Consider the following 16,420-nt stretch of genomic DNA (forward strand, 5'->3'; position numbering starts at 1 on the left):
TGAACTTATAAATTAACCATAGCACAAATTATTAATTTTTCTGCCAATTCAGAATCTTTTCAAAAATTTAACAGCAATGAAAAGGTGCTGCCTTTAGATATTTACCTATGCCCCATGGCTGTTTGGTATCTATACATCTCAAAACACAGTCTGCTCTTAGCTTCTACGTCCCTCGGCTTGTCCGAGGGATCCAGAAAACTCTTAAAGAAACACTGGATTCCCCGCATAAAGCGGGGAACGTAGTGGTGAGAGGGAATGCCGTAGGGAGTAGGGGTTAATACCTTAAGACAGCACCATTAACCCCTTATAGCCAGTTGACAGTCTATAACTCAATAGCTATTGTTGTTAATGACGTATATGGAGAATTGCATGCAAAATCAGATTCTTATGCCCCGAATGCACGGTGCGCTTTTTGAAGGCAGTGAAACCGAAATATTGCAGTTTGAAGGGACGATGGGGGTATCAGAACTCTATGAGTTTCGTGTTGAGCTTGCATCCAAACGCCTCATTCTCGGTAATGAAATTATTAATCATCCTGCCAAGATGACTTTTACGACCAAAGGGGGAGCCGAAAGCTCTCTGCACGGCCGCGTCCATTACTTCAGCCATACAGACAGTCTCGATGAATATTATGTGTACCAGATGATTATTCAACCTGAAGTGACTCGCCTGCAAAAAACCAGACGTACCCATGTTTATCTCGAAAAAAGAATTGAGGAAATTCTGCGGCATGTTTTTCAGCGAAATAATATTAATCATGTCCGATTTGATCTTGTGAATTCTCATCCTGTACGCGAATTCGTATTTCAGTACAATGAGGTCGACTGGCAATTTGTGACTCGCTGGATGGAGCACGAAGGTTTATTCTATTTTTTTGAACACACTGCTGATAATGAAGTTCTGGTTATCACCGACAGTAACTCCACATTACAACTGAATAAGGACATCAATCGACTATTCTATCACGGCTATACAATGGATAGTGAGTTCGACCCCATGGCCAACCTGATTTATGATTTTCAATTTACCACCGCCTCCCAGCCTGCTGAAGTCAAAGTAAAATCGTACAATTATCAACAATCCTCCAAATCCTACAATTCTTCCGCAGCCATTGATCCCCAGGGAGTTGGAGAGATTGTTTACTGGGCTGAAAATGTTCAAAGCCAGGAAGAAAACCAGCGTATCGCTAATCAGATTGCCGAGAGCTTCAAGTGGCAAAAAGAGATTTTCAATGGCACCGCCAGTGCAGCATTGATCAATCCCGGCAGTTTTATACAACACCAGCATTTTAAGCTCGGTCATTTGAATAAGCCGATGCTGATTATCCACGCCAAATATAGCGGCTCGCAGAAAAAATCGTTTTTTTCCTATCATTCAGTCGCTATTGATGCAGCGGAGGATCATTTCTCCTGCGACTACCGTGCAATCGATAAGGCAATCCCTTTTCGCTCCGTTCTTCAGACGCCTATTCCCCGCATCAGCGGCGTACTCCCCGGTTTCGTAGACCATGAAGGAGGTGAAGATACTGTCCAGATTAATGAGAAAGGGCATTACAAGTTTCGTATTGCCATCAGTGATGATGGGCCAGGAAAGGGCTCCCGCTGGGTCCGCAAGCTGGAAAGTTATATTGGCGACAAATACGCTTTCAGCCTGCCTATGCGTAAGGGAATGGAAGTTGCTATCGGTTTTCATTTTGGTAATCCGGATTTGCCTATTCTTTTAGGCGCTATTGACAATTCAACTCATCGGAATCTGATTATTAGTGATAACCAGCACTATATGGGACTGCAAACGAAGGAAAACAACGTATTCTTTATCAATGAACAAAAAGGGAAAACTCAGGGAATAAAACTGCGTACTCCTCACAATAATACCACCATGATTCTGGGTACGGACAACATATTTCAATCGCAGCAGGATATGGGCTACTATCTGAGCACTTTAAGCCACTCAAACTCCTATATTGGTAAAGACGCCAATATAACTGTCAAACAGAATAAAACGCTTAGTGTAGACAAGGATTACACCCGTTTCGTCAAAGGGAACGCTACGATGGTTTGCCATCAGGATACAAACTACCAGGTCAAAGGGAATGAAACTGTCCAGATCAACCAAAGTCAATACAATTTCATTGATCAAAATGTAATGAGCTCCATTGGGAAGCACATGATTACGGAGGTTAATGGTAATTTTGCCTTGCACACCTTAGGATCCCATATTAACTCTGTAAAAGGATTCACCGGCAGTTATCATCTGGGCGCCACTATAAAAAGTTACACTGGCTGCCATATTACGGATACTACAGGAATCGATATTAAATCGGTCCTGGGAGGATTCATTCAGTACCTGGGTCCTTTTTCAATGCACATAACCCAGGGATTTAAATACACGGATGATTCAGCGACCAGTTTGCACACCTCTCCTATGATAATCCAGGAGGCGCTTGGCATGATCATGCTTCAAGTGGGCGGATCATCGCTGATCATTGACCCATCTGGCATTAAAATTGTGGCGCCCAGTTTAACAATAGACTGTCCTGCGACGAACGTTTCCGCAGCGGTTACCGCTTTTGACAGCGCTGAGTTTGGAGTGACTGGTAATGTTACTATCGGCGGCGCATTGATCAGTCTGGGTATACCAAGCCCGGATGCAGCTGCTGCTGCTGCTGCAGCGGGTGAAGCCGCTGCAGCTGTCGGCGCAGGAAGCGTGGTTTCAGAAGGAGTAGCTGCAGCAGCAGAAGAAGCCAGTTCCTCTGCTGTTGAACATATCACAGAAGTCATCAGCACTACACTAACCGCTGTGGCTGGTGCTAAAATAGCCGTTGGCGCGACGGTATTTGCGACAGACGTTATGTCAACTCTGGCAGGCAGTGCACCTCCGTCGGCCCCATCACCCGCTTCAGCCCCCCCGGAAGTTCCACCGGCTCCAGATGATGGTCTTGGAAGTTAAGTTAGTTCGGATATGTCATTATCTCTATGCAAAAGCAGAGGCTCTATACTATCCGAAGCTAAAACTTGAAAACCATCCTGGTGATTTTGCGGTTTCTTCAAGCAAATGAATTTGCTTTATATTACTAATGCGAAAATTTTGATCCCAGCGTTCTTTATCCCAGTCCAGCCAGTCAAAAACTTCGAATCCCAGCTCTTTAAGCCTTTCAATACCCTTATCCCTATAGGTTTCCTGCTTGACAACCAACCTTTCGTAATAGCGTAAATTATAAAAAGGATTAAGCGGTACGGTATCCACTGCTGTTCTAAAATATTGCAGATTATTTTCATTTAAATTAAAAAAATAATTAATATCACCCAAAAGAAAATAAGCTTTTCCCAGTATTAATTTCTGCTCCCGGTTTTTTGTTCCTTCTAATAAAGTCACTATTTCCTTCAAGGACTCCAGGATCCGTTTAAAATTTTTTGTATGCTCTGCAAGGTGTTCTTTCTGAACATCCAAATTCGCCGAGTAGGTTGCCGGCACGCGAATTAGCTCACAAAAATAATCAACTTTTCTCATCAGTGCTTTAACCAGAGCCTTGCAGTGATATTCCTTTTCAATGCTGTCTGTTGGCTGAGAGGATTTGAGCAGTTTAATCGCATAAATAATATGGGCAATCTTGCATTTTGAGATATCAGTGTTTTCGGATTCATCCGCATCGACGAGAATTTGGGCATAGAATCGTTTTGAACTGGTATAATGCTCATTCCTGTCATCGCATGGATTGAGTTCATAAGCCTGTCTGCTGGCTGTCAGAGCCTGCGAATAAAGGGAAGCTGCTTTTTCCCAATCAGTCGATCCTCTGAAATCACGACCCATTTTTAATTTCTTTTCTGATTCCTGATGAAAATAGGTGGAAGCCAGTGAACAGCAATTCCGATCGAAATTAATTCCATCAGAACATCTCTGATAAAGCGTATACGCATCCTCAAATTGTTGATCTGCCACCAGCACACGAAACACTACTGCCGGTTCTCGTTTAGCTAATTCGGGATCGAGCTTCATTGCCAGCCGAATATTGCCAATATTCCTTGCATCTCTTAGATAATGTTTCGCCAATTCAATCGCCAAAATGCTGCCTGCAGTCACCAGAGCCATGTGTTGGTCAGCACTAAAGTGTTTGATTAAATAAGTACAGGCTTTTTTGAGATCTTTCAATTTAACAATCAGGTCAACGGCACTGGCGAAATTTTTCTTCTCCAGAAAATACTCTATATAAATCTCCAAATCCTGCAGGTAGATTTCGGGATCATAGTACAAGGCATGTTCCAGATTTCTCTGAGTTTTAACCTTTGGATTCTCCATGAACAAATTAATAGGAGTAAAACCATAGAACAGGCTTTGCTTATCCTGTTTCGCTTTATCCAGATAATCTTTTGCAACTGCCTTTGCATAATGACTGCCACTCAGAAAAGAATAGCGCTGGTAAAAACCAGGCTCAAGATTTTCTCTTGTTTGAGTAATGATGTGACTATCCTGAGGGTCAAGGCTGGGAATTAAATCCCATAAATTCAGCGCGGCGAAACTTTTTCCAAAATAAGACGGAGGAGATATTCCCCACCCGGAGCTAAATTGAGGAAAATAAAAGGAGTGATTTCGATAATAAAGGAGCAAGTCTTTTTGCAATTCAGTGGAAACCTCAGAGCTCCGATTTTGGCAAGCCAACTGCTGAAAACGATGAGGCAAAGGGTATTTTATTATCGTCTCATGAGGCCGATATCCTTTTAAATAACCATAATAAGCAAACTTGCGCAGTGATAACTGCACCAGGTGTTCATCGCAATGATTAGTGAACCCTAACCAGCCCTTAAACGATTCAAAATAGTAGCGCCATCGTCCCGCAGGGCGCAGTTTATAACCATCTGTATAAATATAATTGGCTCTTGCTAATTGCTTCCACTTGCTTTCAAATTGATTCTGACTGCATTCATAAAGAATTACATCAGGATAGTAGCCCATTACACTGCGATAAGCTTTGGGGATCCGGCCCATCGCAATCTTATTAATAATGCTCACCGACTTCCCAATAAATCTATCAATGAGCACAATAATATAACATTTTTAGTATTAGATGAACTATTTCTGACCTGGATCATCGATTATAGCGGCTTGGGCTGAATGCACATGCTCCTCGGTTTTTGTATTTTTACTGCTTTCATGACCAACCCCGGACATTTCCCTGCGAGTCGTTTCCGTCGTTGTGCAGGCAAAAATTGAAAACCAGAAAGCAATAATCATTGTAGATATCAATGTTTTCATTATCTGCTCCTTCCTGGAAGAGATAAAACGACTGAGTCCAATTACTGCTCTGGCTTCTGTCTATCCTATAATTAAAGAAAACTATTTAAAGATAGACGACGCTTTGAAAATTAACAAGCGAGGAATTTTGCAATGAATCAACCTAAAGACTCTCCCGATAAAAGCAGCGAAACTGAAGAACCGACAGCGGTCGAGTCAGCCGATGATAAAAAACTGGATACCGAACAGGACGAAGGACGCCTTGATAACAAAGAGCGCGATCCCAGAACCGGGGATTTTCGCAGCTCATGACAGTTATTTCCTTGAAACAAAGGGATTATCCTTGATGTAAAAGCGTAGCAATTCGGTTGCCCATTCCTTAGCGTAATGAACACCAATTCTTGGTGTTTTAACAATCGAAAATGGGGTTTGTCCTGGCTCATCCTGCAGAAGATAAAAGTGATCGCTTAAGAGATCCTGTCCATAATGCTCTTTGGTGATCCCCATTGCTTTTGATAACAAGCCAGGACCTTGAGTACGCTCCGAGATATTTTTGACAGGCTCGAGTGCTCGCAACAAAACGCCACAGCCCTTCCCCTCCGTTTCAGTGACAATATTGGTGCAGTAATACATCCCATAAATCAGATACACATAGGCATGGCCCGCTGGTCCAAACATGACACGTGTTCTTGGAGTCAGGCCTTTTGAAGAGTGCGCGGCAAGATCATGCTGCCCCAAATAAGCCTCCACTTCAACAATACGCCCTATTTTCTGTTCATTACCAATGTGGCGAACCAGATATTTTCCCAGTAAATCCTGTGCCACAATTGTCGTATCCCGGGCGTAAAATTCACGTTCAATTTTTTTCATATAAGACAAATACCGAAAATTCTATTAGTATGTTAATTCCAATTACAGTCATAGACAGGGAGCTGCTATGAGTTCTAGCGTTAATTATAAACCAAATGATTACAATCACATCACCCCTTATCTCATTGCCAAAGAGGCGCGTCAGGCCCTGGAATTCTATAAAAAGGTACTTGGCGCAGAAGTTGTCATGTGTATGGATGGTCCCGACAACCGCATTATGCACTCTGAGCTTCGTATCGGTGATTCCAAATTTATGCTTGCTGACGAATGCGAAGAAGCCCAGGCCAAAAGCCCGGCAAGTTATGGCGGCTCGCCAGTCGGCTTATACGTCTATGTCCCAAACGTGGATGAAGTGGCTAAACTCGCAGAAAAAGAAGGGGCCACGATTACTCGTCCTTTAGAAAATCAATTCTACGGGGATCGTACCTGCACTTTCACTGATCCTTTCGGGCACATCTGGTCAATTGGAACTCATATCGAGGACGTTTCAGAAGAAGAAACCCAGCGGCGAATGGAAAAGATGATGAAAGAACAGGGAAATAAATAAATGTTCCTGGCAGCAGCACTGCCATTAAGTTAAGCTCAATTTATATTAAACTGTCCTCCCCGCGAAGCGAATAGGTGTTAACTTAAGAAGTTCTACCCTACGAAATCCTCTCGCCCCTCAGGGGAGAGAGTTAGAGAGAGGGGGGTTAAAATCAACCCTCACCTAGCCCTCTCCCAAACTTGGGAGAGGGGATTTTCAATCACTACTACCAGCAACTCATTCCCTTCGCAGCAGCTGCGCTAATTTTCTCTTCCTGCTGATACCCTTTGTATGAATGAAAATTGAGGCCACCAGCATCTGGCTCAACCAACTCTTCCAAAGCCAAATCATTGGGTTTGAATGTTTGCTGTAAATCAGCATAGGAATCGCGGCACTGACTGTCAAACTGGGCATCGCAAGACTGCAAATGCGGTATCGTCTGTTTTTTGAAGCGCCAAAGATTGCAGAAAACCAAACCCATCTGCAAAATCATCAGGCTGGCACCTACTCCCGGATTGAGCACAAAACCTGCAGCAATCAATAGAGTGCTGGCAAGCAGCACCGCAAACAGATTATAACCCAGAGTCAAATACAGATTTTGAGTAATATTACTCATCGTTTGCCGAGCGACAGCAAAAATAGTTGCAATGGGTAAAAGCGAACCGCTCTGGATAATAGCGCCCGCTTTTTTCAATGTCAGCACATGAGAGGATTGCGATTGAACACCCACGCCAAAATCAGCATCAGTGACCGCCACTGAATCATTCGCCGCATCACCCACCATTGCCACGACATAGCCCAAGTCTTTCAACTCTTTAATTAATTGTGATTTAGAATGGTCCTTGTCCTTTCCGGCTAAAGCAACTCTGCCTGCCCTGATATTAGGAGATGGGATCTTAAGGCGTTTACCGTAACGGTTTGCAGTTTCTTCACAGGCACCAGTGCTGATGAATACTTCGATACCATTGGCTCTCATAATCTCCAGAGTACGGAATGCATCTTCTCTCAAAGGATCGACCAGTTTAAAATACACCTGCAGTTTTCCGTTAATGGCGACATAGGCTACAGAATCCGCATCATCGAGGACACTGGGATCAATATCGATAGCAACCTTGTGTTTTCGCATAAAATCTTCATTACCAATACAGATCTCAAGCCCGTCAATGATCCCGCTGACTCCCGAGTGATCCCTGTTATTAAACTTTTCAATCTGCAAAGACTTATACTCTTCTCCAAAAGCCGCAGTGTGCTCAAACAAGGCTTCACCTATAAAATGCTCCGCCTTTTTTTCAAGGGCGGCAATATAAGAAAATATGCGTTTCTGATTCAGAACAGGATCCAGAAACTGTACTTTTTCTACTACCGGAATGCCGGTGGTTAAAGTGCCATGGAGATCAAAAACGACTGCAGTGACTCTTGCGGCGGTTTCCAGGGCCTCAGGACTGCTGAACTGAACCCCATGTTGGGCTGCTTTATGGATTCCTATTTTCATTGCCGTAGGAACAACTAAGCCCAAAATACAGGGACAGGCAGAAACCAGTACTGAAACTGCGCATTGAATAGCAAGAACGGGAGGAAAAAAAAGACCAATGATAAGACCAGTCAGCGCTGCGATGGCAAACACCGAGGGAATGAAATACTGCATAAGCCTGTCTGCTGTATGCTGAATCGGTGCTTTGGAAATCTCTGCAATCTTTAAAGCATGATCCATATGTGCAAGATGCGATTCAGCTTTTGTATGACTGACCCGCATCATCAAGGGAGAGGGGTATTTTGTAAGACGCATTCCTGAAAGTAACTCCGTACCCTGTTTGAGTTTTTTTGGCAGGGGATAACCATTGATCTCCCTTGTATAAAATTCGCAGCCTTCCGTCAGGCAGATTCCATTCACAGGGATTATCTCTCCTGGAAAAATACAAAGAATCTCCCCCTTCTCAATCTCTTCCAGTGTTTTTTCTGTCAATTGTTCATTTTCATAGACATGAACAAACTCAGGAAGATCATCTTCAAAGGCTTGCGCGGTAATTAACTGTCTGGTCAGGGAGTTTTTAACCGCCTGACCTATATGACGGAATCCAAGAATCAATAAGGCCGCTTCAAACATCATGGAAAACCAGGGAATAAAAAATGAGGCCAGCGAAACCACTAAAACCACCAGGGTACTTATTGCAAATAAAGTATCCATACTCAATTTTTTTGATTTGAAAATATCCAGATAAGCCTGTTTGAATGTAGAAAAGCCTATCAGAAATGTCAGTAAACTGCTGATTCCGCCTATTGCAATCATGGCCGCCAGAGGGAGTCCGCCTGAAAGAATACATAGAATCATTAAGACAAATCCGGCAGTAACCCCCACACTGCCCTGAAACCAGTGTGAAACTAAGCCATTCTTTAACTGCTTCCAGAACGTGCTCTGGTCTTCGTCCTCGATATTTGATTCCAGTGCAGGCAATTGGGGCTTCGCTGTCGTTCCGGTTTTGGGTAATGTTTGAAAACTTAGAGAATAGCTTTCCATAAACCTGCAAGTAACACACATTTCCTCATCAAGAAAACCACAAATCTTGCCGCCCAGCTCAACATCCTCTTCATTATGTTCCCATACAATCACTTTAAGCGTTTTGCTTGCCGGGTCGGCATAATATTCATATTTTGGGTTAAAATCCGCTTTCAGGCGGTTTTCGATCGGCTGGGTGCAGGCACTACAGGTTACATCAGGAATAGAAAATTGATAAATAATGGTCATGAATTGCCCTTTGTAGAAAGTGATTCATCCCTGGCCTGACATTATCCATTTCCATTAAACCCTTCGCTTTCGCGAAGGAATACATGCTAAACGGTTTACGCATCCATTTTGCGAATCATTCCTTTCATATGCTCGCTGCGAGCCACATCGGCCTGCGCTTTCTCTGCCAGCGCTTTAGAACGATAGGGACCAAGAAGTACCCGATACCAGGTAACCTGTCCCTGTGGAGCAGAGGTTATCATTACATCAAACCCTTTTAATACCAGATTGGCTTTCACTTGTTCAGCATCCGGGCGTCGATTGAAGGAAGCAATTTGCACCAGGTAATACTCTTTCGTATTTTTGGCTGCCGGAGCTATCACTGGTTTGCTTTCTGCAACAGTTACTGCTTGTGGTGCTGCCGGGGCTGGCGTTTTAGCGGTAGTTGCCGGCGCTGTCGATACTCGGGCTACCTGAGAAGACTGTTGTGCAGCTTGTTGCGCGGTTAGAGTATTTGTAGAGGGAATCGCACGGGGTGTGCCGGCTCCTGGCCGGTTAGCCAATACCTGAGGACTGGAATCTTTTGCCAACAGGGTATAAAACTCAAATTTTGGTTTTGGGGCTTCGGCCTTTTTAGCAGGTACTGTTGCCTCAGGATGAATTTCCTGAGCAGCAAGCACATGTTTATTAAGCCATGCGCTCAAGCTGGTAAAATCGAAAATCGTGGCGGTAAGATAACCGCCCAAAAAAGAGGCCAGCAACAATAGCAATTGCCGGGGCGCATTGCTTCGTTGTCGTGACTGTCGCTTTCTTACGTAATCCTTTGCCATCACATGCTCTCTGGGCATGATACGCCCAATAATTGTAAACCATTCCTTAAGACCTGCCTGACAGCAGTCAATAAACACAATCTTGCAGAACGTAGAGTATCTTGTTCACACAATAAAGTCACGGCATTGTAATAACTATGAAGCCCGTTTGCGAGTTCACGCAGATAATAGGCAATCTGATGCGGTTCACAAACAGCCGCTGCTGAAGCAATCACTTCGGGATATCGACTGATCAAAGTCATCAAAGCCAGTTCATGAGGTTCAGTCAGTTTTGAAATATTCGCCAGGCCTGTTTCCTGACTCCAGCTTAAACCTCTTTCCTTTAATTGCCTTAACACACTGCTAATGCGCGCGTGAGCATACTGAATGTAATAGACTGGATTATCATTGGACTGGGATTTGGCCAAATCCAAATCAAAGTCCATATGCTGCTCAGGTTTACGCATAACATAAAAAAAGCGAGCCGCATCCTTACCCACCTCTTCTCGCAACTCCCGCAGAGTCACAAAAGAGCCGCTTCGGGTAGACATCTGAACACGATGCCCGCCACGGTATAAAATAGCAAACTGTACCAGTAACACATCCAGCGCACTGTCATCATGGCCCAAAGCATTAACCGCTGCGCGGATTCGAGAAATATAACCGTGATGATCGGCGCCAAAAATATCAACCACACGGTCAAAACCGCGATCATATTTATTCCAGTGGTAGGCAACATCTGAGGCAAAATAGGTCGTTTGACCATTAGCGCGGACTAACACTCTGTCCTTCTCATCATCAAAATCGGTCGCCTTAAACCATAGCGCGCCTTCGTTGGTATAGGTGTGCCCAGCATCTTTCAAAGCCTGGATCCCCTTTTCAATCGAACCGTCTTCCAGCAGATGCTGTTCTGAGAACCAGCAATCAAAATGAACACCAAAGTCTTCCAGATCGTCTTTAATATCATCCAGAACAGAATCAAGCGCTGCTTTATGAAAATATTTAAACCCATCAAGACCCAGTAATTGCTTGCAGCGTTCGATAATCGCATCAATATAGAGTTCCTTGTCGCCGCCTTCGGGCTCATCGGCAGGCAGGTTTTCCTTAATTAAAGTCCAGGCCTTTTTATATTGATCGCCATGCTCTTCAAATATTGCAGCAGCAATATCATTAACATAATCCCCACGATAACCGTTGGCCGGAAATGTAATCGTCTCGCCGGTCAGCGTCAAATACCTTAACCAGACACTAACAGCCAGAATATTCATTTGCCTTCCGGCGTCATTCACATAGTATTCGCGGCTCACTTTATAGCCCGCAGCACTTAGCAAATTCGCAAGCGTAGCGCCAAACGCGGCTCCGCGACCATGACCTACATGCAGAGGCCCCGTGGGATTAGCGGACACGAACTCAATTAACACAGACTGCTGCTTGCCGAGATCACTGTGACCATAATGTTCCTGCTGTTCCAAAACAGTCGCAATCACCTGTGACAAGCTATCTTTTTGCATAAAAAAATTGATAAAACCAGGGCCGGCAATTTCAATTTTTGCAATGCTCTCCGGTTGGCCTATTGCTTTAATCAATAACTCGGCTAGCTGACGAGGAGCCTGACGGCAGGGCTTTGCTAATATCAAGGCCAGATTGCTGGCAAAATCGCCATGTGAAGTGTCTTTACTGCGTTCTACTTTAATCTCAACCTCAACGTCCGCTGGGATAATGTTAGAGGCTTTCAGGGAGTGAATCGCATCAGTAAGCAAATTTTCGACAGTCAGTTTCATTGGCTTAATTCATTTCGTCAAAAACCAACTATTATGCGCTTTTTCACGTCAGATGCAAACTATTATCGAGGCTGGACGACAAAGTCCAGCCATACGCAACTACAAGTTCTATTGGTATTCAAGCTTGTGGCTTAAAACATTCTCCATAAGGACTCTTTGGATTTTGTCATTTTGAAATTGCGGTAAAAATAACAGGCGGGATACATGAGTATCAACCCCACTAACCAGAAGCCCAGGAGCCCACCTGCCGAGCTGAGTTTAGCGGGTAACAGTATGGAAATTATATAATAGAGATACCAATGACAAATGAAAAAGAACAACGCGCATTGGCCAAAGGTTTTCAAGGGCTGCAGAACAAAGGGTATGTGTCCGATACGGTTTTCCAGTTTTAACCACAGCAGAATTCCTGTCAGGTTAATGCCCCAGGCAAAAAGGAAATAGGAAAGACTGGGAGGGTATTTACTGGAGCAGAAATACGCACGCCAATCCAGATGTTCACCAGGTACCAGTAACTTATAGTCACCCCAGGAAAATATTCCCTGTAAATAGGCAGTTTTTATCAAAAACCAGCTTGCCAGCAAAGCCAATGCTATCCACTGCAAAAGTTTAATGCTTTTCCCATCTCGACGAGAAATGATCTTGCCAATAATGAGTCCAAAGGCGACTGCAGGGAACCAGGGAAAGGGCATAAAATCAAAATCCACATGAATCCCCTGGATGTCATAGCCTCCCCCTAGTAGCAACAGAATTTTGCCCAAGGTTGGAGAAATATTCGAGGCTTGAATCTGAAACACCAGTAACTGGTTGATAATTATTATTCCGACGCCAATCATTAACGGCAGCCAATATTCGATAGCAGAATGTGCTTTACCCCAGGCAGTTTGTTTTATGGCTTCAATTAATCTTAAGCAACAAGCCGCTAACATCATGCATATGCCCAAGGCATAAAGAACACCTACGTATAAATAAAAATGCTCGGAGGAAATGGTTTCAAAGAAAGCCATGATAGTGAACTGAACGGTTACCATCACTGCCCCACGAGTTAGCAAGTATCGCCAAACTTCATTGGGGTGGTAACCTTCCTTCAGACGAGAATGCCATAGAAAGTGAATTCCGATGCCCATCATCATAAAAAAACCACCAGCGACAATGGACGATACACCCACTTGCTGGAAAAAATCGATCCAAAAATCACCCTTCCATGCAGGAGAAGCATCCATGTGATAGTTGGAATAACTATCCGACCCCATGTATTCGCGGCCGTGAGAAAAAGCCATCATCATCATGATCAGACCGCGCTGTATATCTAAAGCGCTGAAACGGGCTGTTTTACCACTAGCCCTGGTTTTCGTCTCTTCATTCAGAAATGAGGCTTGCGAAATAGCTGACTGATTTTCTTGCAAGATATTCAAGATTAATATCCTTATCGTTGAATGGGTCCAAATAAGTGATGAACATGGCATTGCATGTTCATCGTGAACCTATCTTTGCAAGTTATAAGCGCTTAATCAAGAGCTTCTGAATTGTGCAAGCAGATATTCACCTACTGCCCGAATACCCATCGCTTCTCCGCCTTCGGGTTTGCCCGGTTTGGAAGAAGTGTTCCATGCCATCACATCAAAATGGAGCCAGGGAGTGTCTGCGGGAATAAAGCGTTGTAGAAATAAAGCGGCAACAATTGCTCCGGCATAAGGCGCCGCGGAACAATTGGATAAATCTGCAATTGAAGAATCCAGCAAAGGCGCGTAAGGTGCATAAAGTGGCAGACGCCACACCGGATCATTGACCTTCACTGCCGTATCGTATAGCTCATTCGCCAATGCATCGTCATTACAGAACAAGGCTGAAATCTCGGTACCTACTGCAGTTCTCGCAGCCCCGGTTAAGGTAGCAAAATCAATGATAAGCTCTGGTTTCTCCTCACCCGCCAAAGCAAGCGCGTCAGCAAGGACTAATCGTCCTTCCGCATCAGTGTTATCCACTTCCACAGTAAGACCATTTCTCATCGTTAACACGTCACCAGGACGATAGGCGTCCGGGCCGATAGCATTTTCTACAGCGGGGATTAACACTTGCAGTCTGACCGGGAGTTGCTTGTCCATAATCCACTGAGCCAGACCTAGCACTTGCGCTGCTCCACCCATATCTTTTTTCATCAGACGCATGAAGTTAGAAGGTTTAATATCCAGACCGCCGCTGTCAAAACAAACTCCTTTTCCAACCAGACAAACCTTGGGATGATCTTCCTTCCCCCAGTTTAAGTTTAATAAGCGCGGCTGATGAACAGAGGCTCTTCCCACTGCATGTATGGCAGGAAAATTAGCTGTGAGAAGCTCATCACCAACCCACTCCTGAAAGCTTGCTTCATAACGAGTGGCCATCGCTTTTACAACATCCGCCAAATCCTCAGGCCCCATACAGTTAGTGGGGGCATTAATCAGGTCCCGAACCAGAAATGCGGCATCCACATCCTGAATAATATCCTGCAGATTATCTTTAATTATCAAAACCCGCGGCTGTATTTCCTGCTTTTTATAACGGTCATAGCAGTATTGGGCCAAGCCCCAGAAAATGATATCTGCATTGCTCAAATCCTGCTGCAGCTGATAATTGCCTTCTGGCAGGCGGGAAGCAGCGATAGCCAGCGAGAGGGAATAATTGTTGGATTCACCCGCTCCAATATACACTTTCTGACATTTGCCATTGTCGCCGCTGATGATGCAAATATCTCCCGCATTTCCCTTGAAACGCTGGGTAAAAAACTGATTTCGTTCAGAGGAAATCAGCTCTGGCATTCCTGAGTCCCAATCCTGTTTAGCAAGCAGATAAACAGGAACGATATCCTGACCTTGATTTTTATAAAATAATTCTGCCTGCATAGCCTACTCCTTAATTAGTCCGCGAAATTGCCGGGGTCTTACACCGGTTAAATACAGTGCTGAAAAATAAATAAGAATTGCCACACCTACATGAGCAAATAGCAGCATGAGCCTCATAACCGATGAAAGATGCAACCACGTTTGGACATCGCCACTGGCATAATAGAGATAAACGGCAATTAATGTATTGGCACACAACAACTGCATTATAAATTTTAGCCAAGCTTTTGCCGGATGATAAATTTTTTTACGCAAAAGCAGGAAAATAAGCAATCCGCAGTTTACATAACCCGCAAGGGTCGAAGAAAGCGCCAGGCCTGCATGGGCCAGGGGCCATATCAATACAGCGCAAAGAATACTGTTAACCACCATTGCGATGGCCCCGATTTTTACCGGCGTTTTAATATCCTGACGAGCATAAAACCCTGAGGCGAGCACCTTGATCATCATAAAAGCAGGCACGCCACTGCCTAATGCAATCAGGCTTTTCTGAGTTTGCAGAAGATCATTTAAATTAAATTTCCCATAGGAAAAACAACAGGCAATCATTGGCATGGAAAACACAGCCAGGCCAATACCTGCCGGCAAGCCAATTAATAAAATGAGCCTTAATCCCCAGTCGAGCGCCCGCGAATAGCGTTCATTGTTTTGCTCGGCATGACGGCGTGACAAATGAGGCAAAATAACCGTGGCAATTGCCACACCAAAAACACCAAGCGGAAAATCAGTCAGGCGATCCGTGTAGTAAAGCCAGGAAACCGAACCAACTTTTAAGAAAGAGGCAAAAATCGAGTCGACCATTAAGTTTAACTGGGCAATGGAAACGCCAAAAAGCGCCGGAATCATTAATTTCATCACCCGCTTAACCCCTTCGTCCTTTCGCGCCAGACGGGGTCTGACCAATAAGGTTCTTTTATATAGAAAAGGCAGCTGAAACAGAAACTGGGCGACACCGGCAATAAATACTCCCCAGGCCAGTGCGACAACCGGCTGAGGCAGCATGGGACTTAGATACCAGGCCGCCAGAATCATGCTCAGATTTAACATGACAGGTGTTATTGCGGGAATGGCAAAATAGCCATAGGTATTCAACACAGCCCCCGCCATTGCGGTTAGCGAAACTAACATCAGGTAGGGAAACGTAATACGCAGCATTTCTGTGGCCAGCAAACTGCGCGGACTCCCCTCTCCAAAACCGGGAGCAAAAATAAAAATAATCAGCGGCGTGGCCAGAATACCGATTAGAGTGACTACAGAGAGCACTGCGGATAATTGGCCCGAAACGCGCGCGATAAACAGCCGCACATCATCAACGGACTGCGTTTGCTGATATTCAGCCAAAACCGGAACAAATGCTTGTGAGAATGCGCCTTCGGCAAATAAGCGCCGCATAAAATTGGGGATCCGAAACGCTACAAAAAAGGCGTCCATTCCCGCGCCTGCGCCAAAAAGCTGGGCGATGACCACATCACGGGCAAAACCGGTCATTCTTGAAATGAATGTCATCACGGAAACCAGTGTGGTTGAGCGCAGCAGACTTTGTTGTTTTGGAAGCATTGTTTCAGTCGCAGACATGATTGTTCAGGTTCAAAAGAAAGAGTGAT

The 16,420-nt window shown here is 44.5% G+C and carries 12 protein-coding genes; 3 read left to right on the top strand and 9 right to left on the bottom strand.

Going from position 1 to position 16,420, the window contains the following annotated elements; genetic code table 11:
* Positions 1 to 369: 369 nt before the first annotated feature.
* Positions 370 to 2,949, top strand: coding sequence for a type VI secretion system Vgr family protein (locus tag E1O89_RS10380; RefSeq protein ID WP_165483126.1), 2,580 nt, complete (start codon positions 370 to 372; stop codon positions 2,947 to 2,949).
* 48 nt (positions 2,950 to 2,997) lie between these two features.
* Here E1O89_RS10380 and E1O89_RS10385 read toward each other — a convergent pair whose 3' ends face one another.
* Positions 2,998 to 5,007 (bottom strand): hypothetical protein, encoded by a 2,010-nt coding sequence (locus E1O89_RS10385; protein WP_133140102.1) that lies wholly within the window; start codon positions 5,005 to 5,007, stop codon positions 2,998 to 3,000.
* 60 nt (positions 5,008 to 5,067) lie between these two features.
* The gene (locus tag E1O89_RS10390) at positions 5,068 to 5,250 is read right to left on the bottom strand and encodes a hypothetical protein (protein ID WP_133140103.1); all 183 of its coding nucleotides are present in this window, start codon (positions 5,248 to 5,250) and stop codon (positions 5,068 to 5,070) included.
* 132 nt (positions 5,251 to 5,382) lie between these two features.
* Here E1O89_RS10390 and E1O89_RS15445 point away from each other — a divergent pair, with 132 nt between their 5' ends.
* Entirely contained in the window at positions 5,383 to 5,541 is a 159-nt protein-coding gene (locus tag E1O89_RS15445) for a hypothetical protein (protein ID WP_157072295.1), read from the top strand.
* A gap of 3 nt (positions 5,542 to 5,544) precedes the next feature.
* On the opposite strand, the gene E1O89_RS10395 is transcribed toward E1O89_RS15445, so the two are convergent.
* On the bottom strand, positions 5,545 to 6,099 hold the full coding sequence (locus E1O89_RS10395; RefSeq protein WP_133140104.1) for a DNA-3-methyladenine glycosylase: 555 nt from the start codon (positions 6,097 to 6,099) through the stop codon (positions 5,545 to 5,547).
* 67 nt (positions 6,100 to 6,166) lie between these two features.
* Between E1O89_RS10395 and E1O89_RS10400 the strand changes: the two genes are divergently transcribed.
* Entirely contained in the window at positions 6,167 to 6,646 is a 480-nt protein-coding gene (locus E1O89_RS10400) for a VOC family protein (protein ID WP_133140105.1), read from the top strand.
* 205 nt (positions 6,647 to 6,851) lie between these two features.
* On the opposite strand, the gene E1O89_RS10405 is transcribed toward E1O89_RS10400, so the two are convergent.
* The 6 genes from E1O89_RS10405 to murJ all read right to left on the bottom strand — a co-directional run bounded on the left by E1O89_RS10405 (position 6,852) and on the right by murJ (position 16,391).
* Positions 6,852 to 9,368, bottom strand: a complete 2,517-nt coding sequence (locus E1O89_RS10405; protein WP_133140106.1) for a heavy metal translocating P-type ATPase — start codon at positions 9,366 to 9,368, stop codon at positions 6,852 to 6,854.
* A 95-nt stretch (positions 9,369 to 9,463) separates the two neighbouring features.
* Complete coding sequence (locus tag E1O89_RS10410; RefSeq protein WP_165483127.1) at positions 9,464 to 10,177, bottom strand: SPOR domain-containing protein; 714 nt, start codon at positions 10,175 to 10,177, stop codon at positions 9,464 to 9,466.
* A complete protein-coding gene (gene argS, locus E1O89_RS10415; protein ID WP_410054769.1) occupies positions 10,177 to 11,946 on the bottom strand; it encodes an arginine--tRNA ligase in 1,770 nt (589 codons plus the stop codon). The genes E1O89_RS10410 and argS overlap by 1 nt, the downstream gene beginning before the upstream one ends.
* 122 nt (positions 11,947 to 12,068) lie before the next feature.
* A complete protein-coding gene (locus tag E1O89_RS10420) occupies positions 12,069 to 13,349 on the bottom strand; it encodes a heparan-alpha-glucosaminide N-acetyltransferase domain-containing protein (RefSeq protein WP_165483128.1) in 1,281 nt (426 codons plus the stop codon).
* 96 nt (positions 13,350 to 13,445) lie between these two features.
* Positions 13,446 to 14,816 (bottom strand): leucyl aminopeptidase family protein, encoded by a 1,371-nt coding sequence (locus E1O89_RS10425; protein ID WP_133140109.1) that lies wholly within the window; start codon positions 14,814 to 14,816, stop codon positions 13,446 to 13,448.
* A 3-nt stretch (positions 14,817 to 14,819) separates the two neighbouring features.
* On the bottom strand, positions 14,820 to 16,391 hold the full coding sequence (gene murJ, locus E1O89_RS10430; protein WP_133140110.1) for a murein biosynthesis integral membrane protein MurJ: 1,572 nt from the start codon (positions 16,389 to 16,391) through the stop codon (positions 14,820 to 14,822).
* Positions 16,392 to 16,420: the final 29 nt, after the last annotated feature.

The organism is Legionella genomosp. 1, assembly GCF_900640215.1.
Classification (GTDB): domain Bacteria; phylum Pseudomonadota; class Gammaproteobacteria; order Legionellales; family Legionellaceae; genus Legionella_C; species Legionella_C quinlivanii_A.

Excerpts from the sequence above, each read along its gene's own strand:
- E1O89_RS10380 (WP_165483126.1), top strand. The coding sequence starts at position 370 with ATGCAAAATCAGATTCTTATGCCCCGAATGCACGGTGCGCTTTTTGAA.
- murJ (WP_133140110.1), bottom strand. The coding sequence starts at position 16,391 with ATGTCTGCGACTGAAACAATGCTTCCAAAACAACAAAGTCTGCTGCGC.
- E1O89_RS10410 (WP_165483127.1), bottom strand. The coding sequence starts at position 10,177 with ATGGCAAAGGATTACGTAAGAAAGCGACAGTCACGACAACGAAGCAAT.
- E1O89_RS15445 (WP_157072295.1), top strand. The coding sequence starts at position 5,383 with ATGAATCAACCTAAAGACTCTCCCGATAAAAGCAGCGAAACTGAAGAA.
- E1O89_RS10400 (WP_133140105.1), top strand. The coding sequence starts at position 6,167 with ATGAGTTCTAGCGTTAATTATAAACCAAATGATTACAATCACATCACC.
- E1O89_RS10395 (WP_133140104.1), bottom strand. The coding sequence starts at position 6,099 with ATGAAAAAAATTGAACGTGAATTTTACGCCCGGGATACGACAATTGTG.
- E1O89_RS10405 (WP_133140106.1), bottom strand. The coding sequence starts at position 9,368 with ATGACCATTATTTATCAATTTTCTATTCCTGATGTAACCTGTAGTGCC.
- E1O89_RS10390 (WP_133140103.1), bottom strand. The coding sequence starts at position 5,250 with ATGAAAACATTGATATCTACAATGATTATTGCTTTCTGGTTTTCAATT.
- E1O89_RS10425 (WP_133140109.1), bottom strand. The coding sequence starts at position 14,816 with ATGCAGGCAGAATTATTTTATAAAAATCAAGGTCAGGATATCGTTCCT.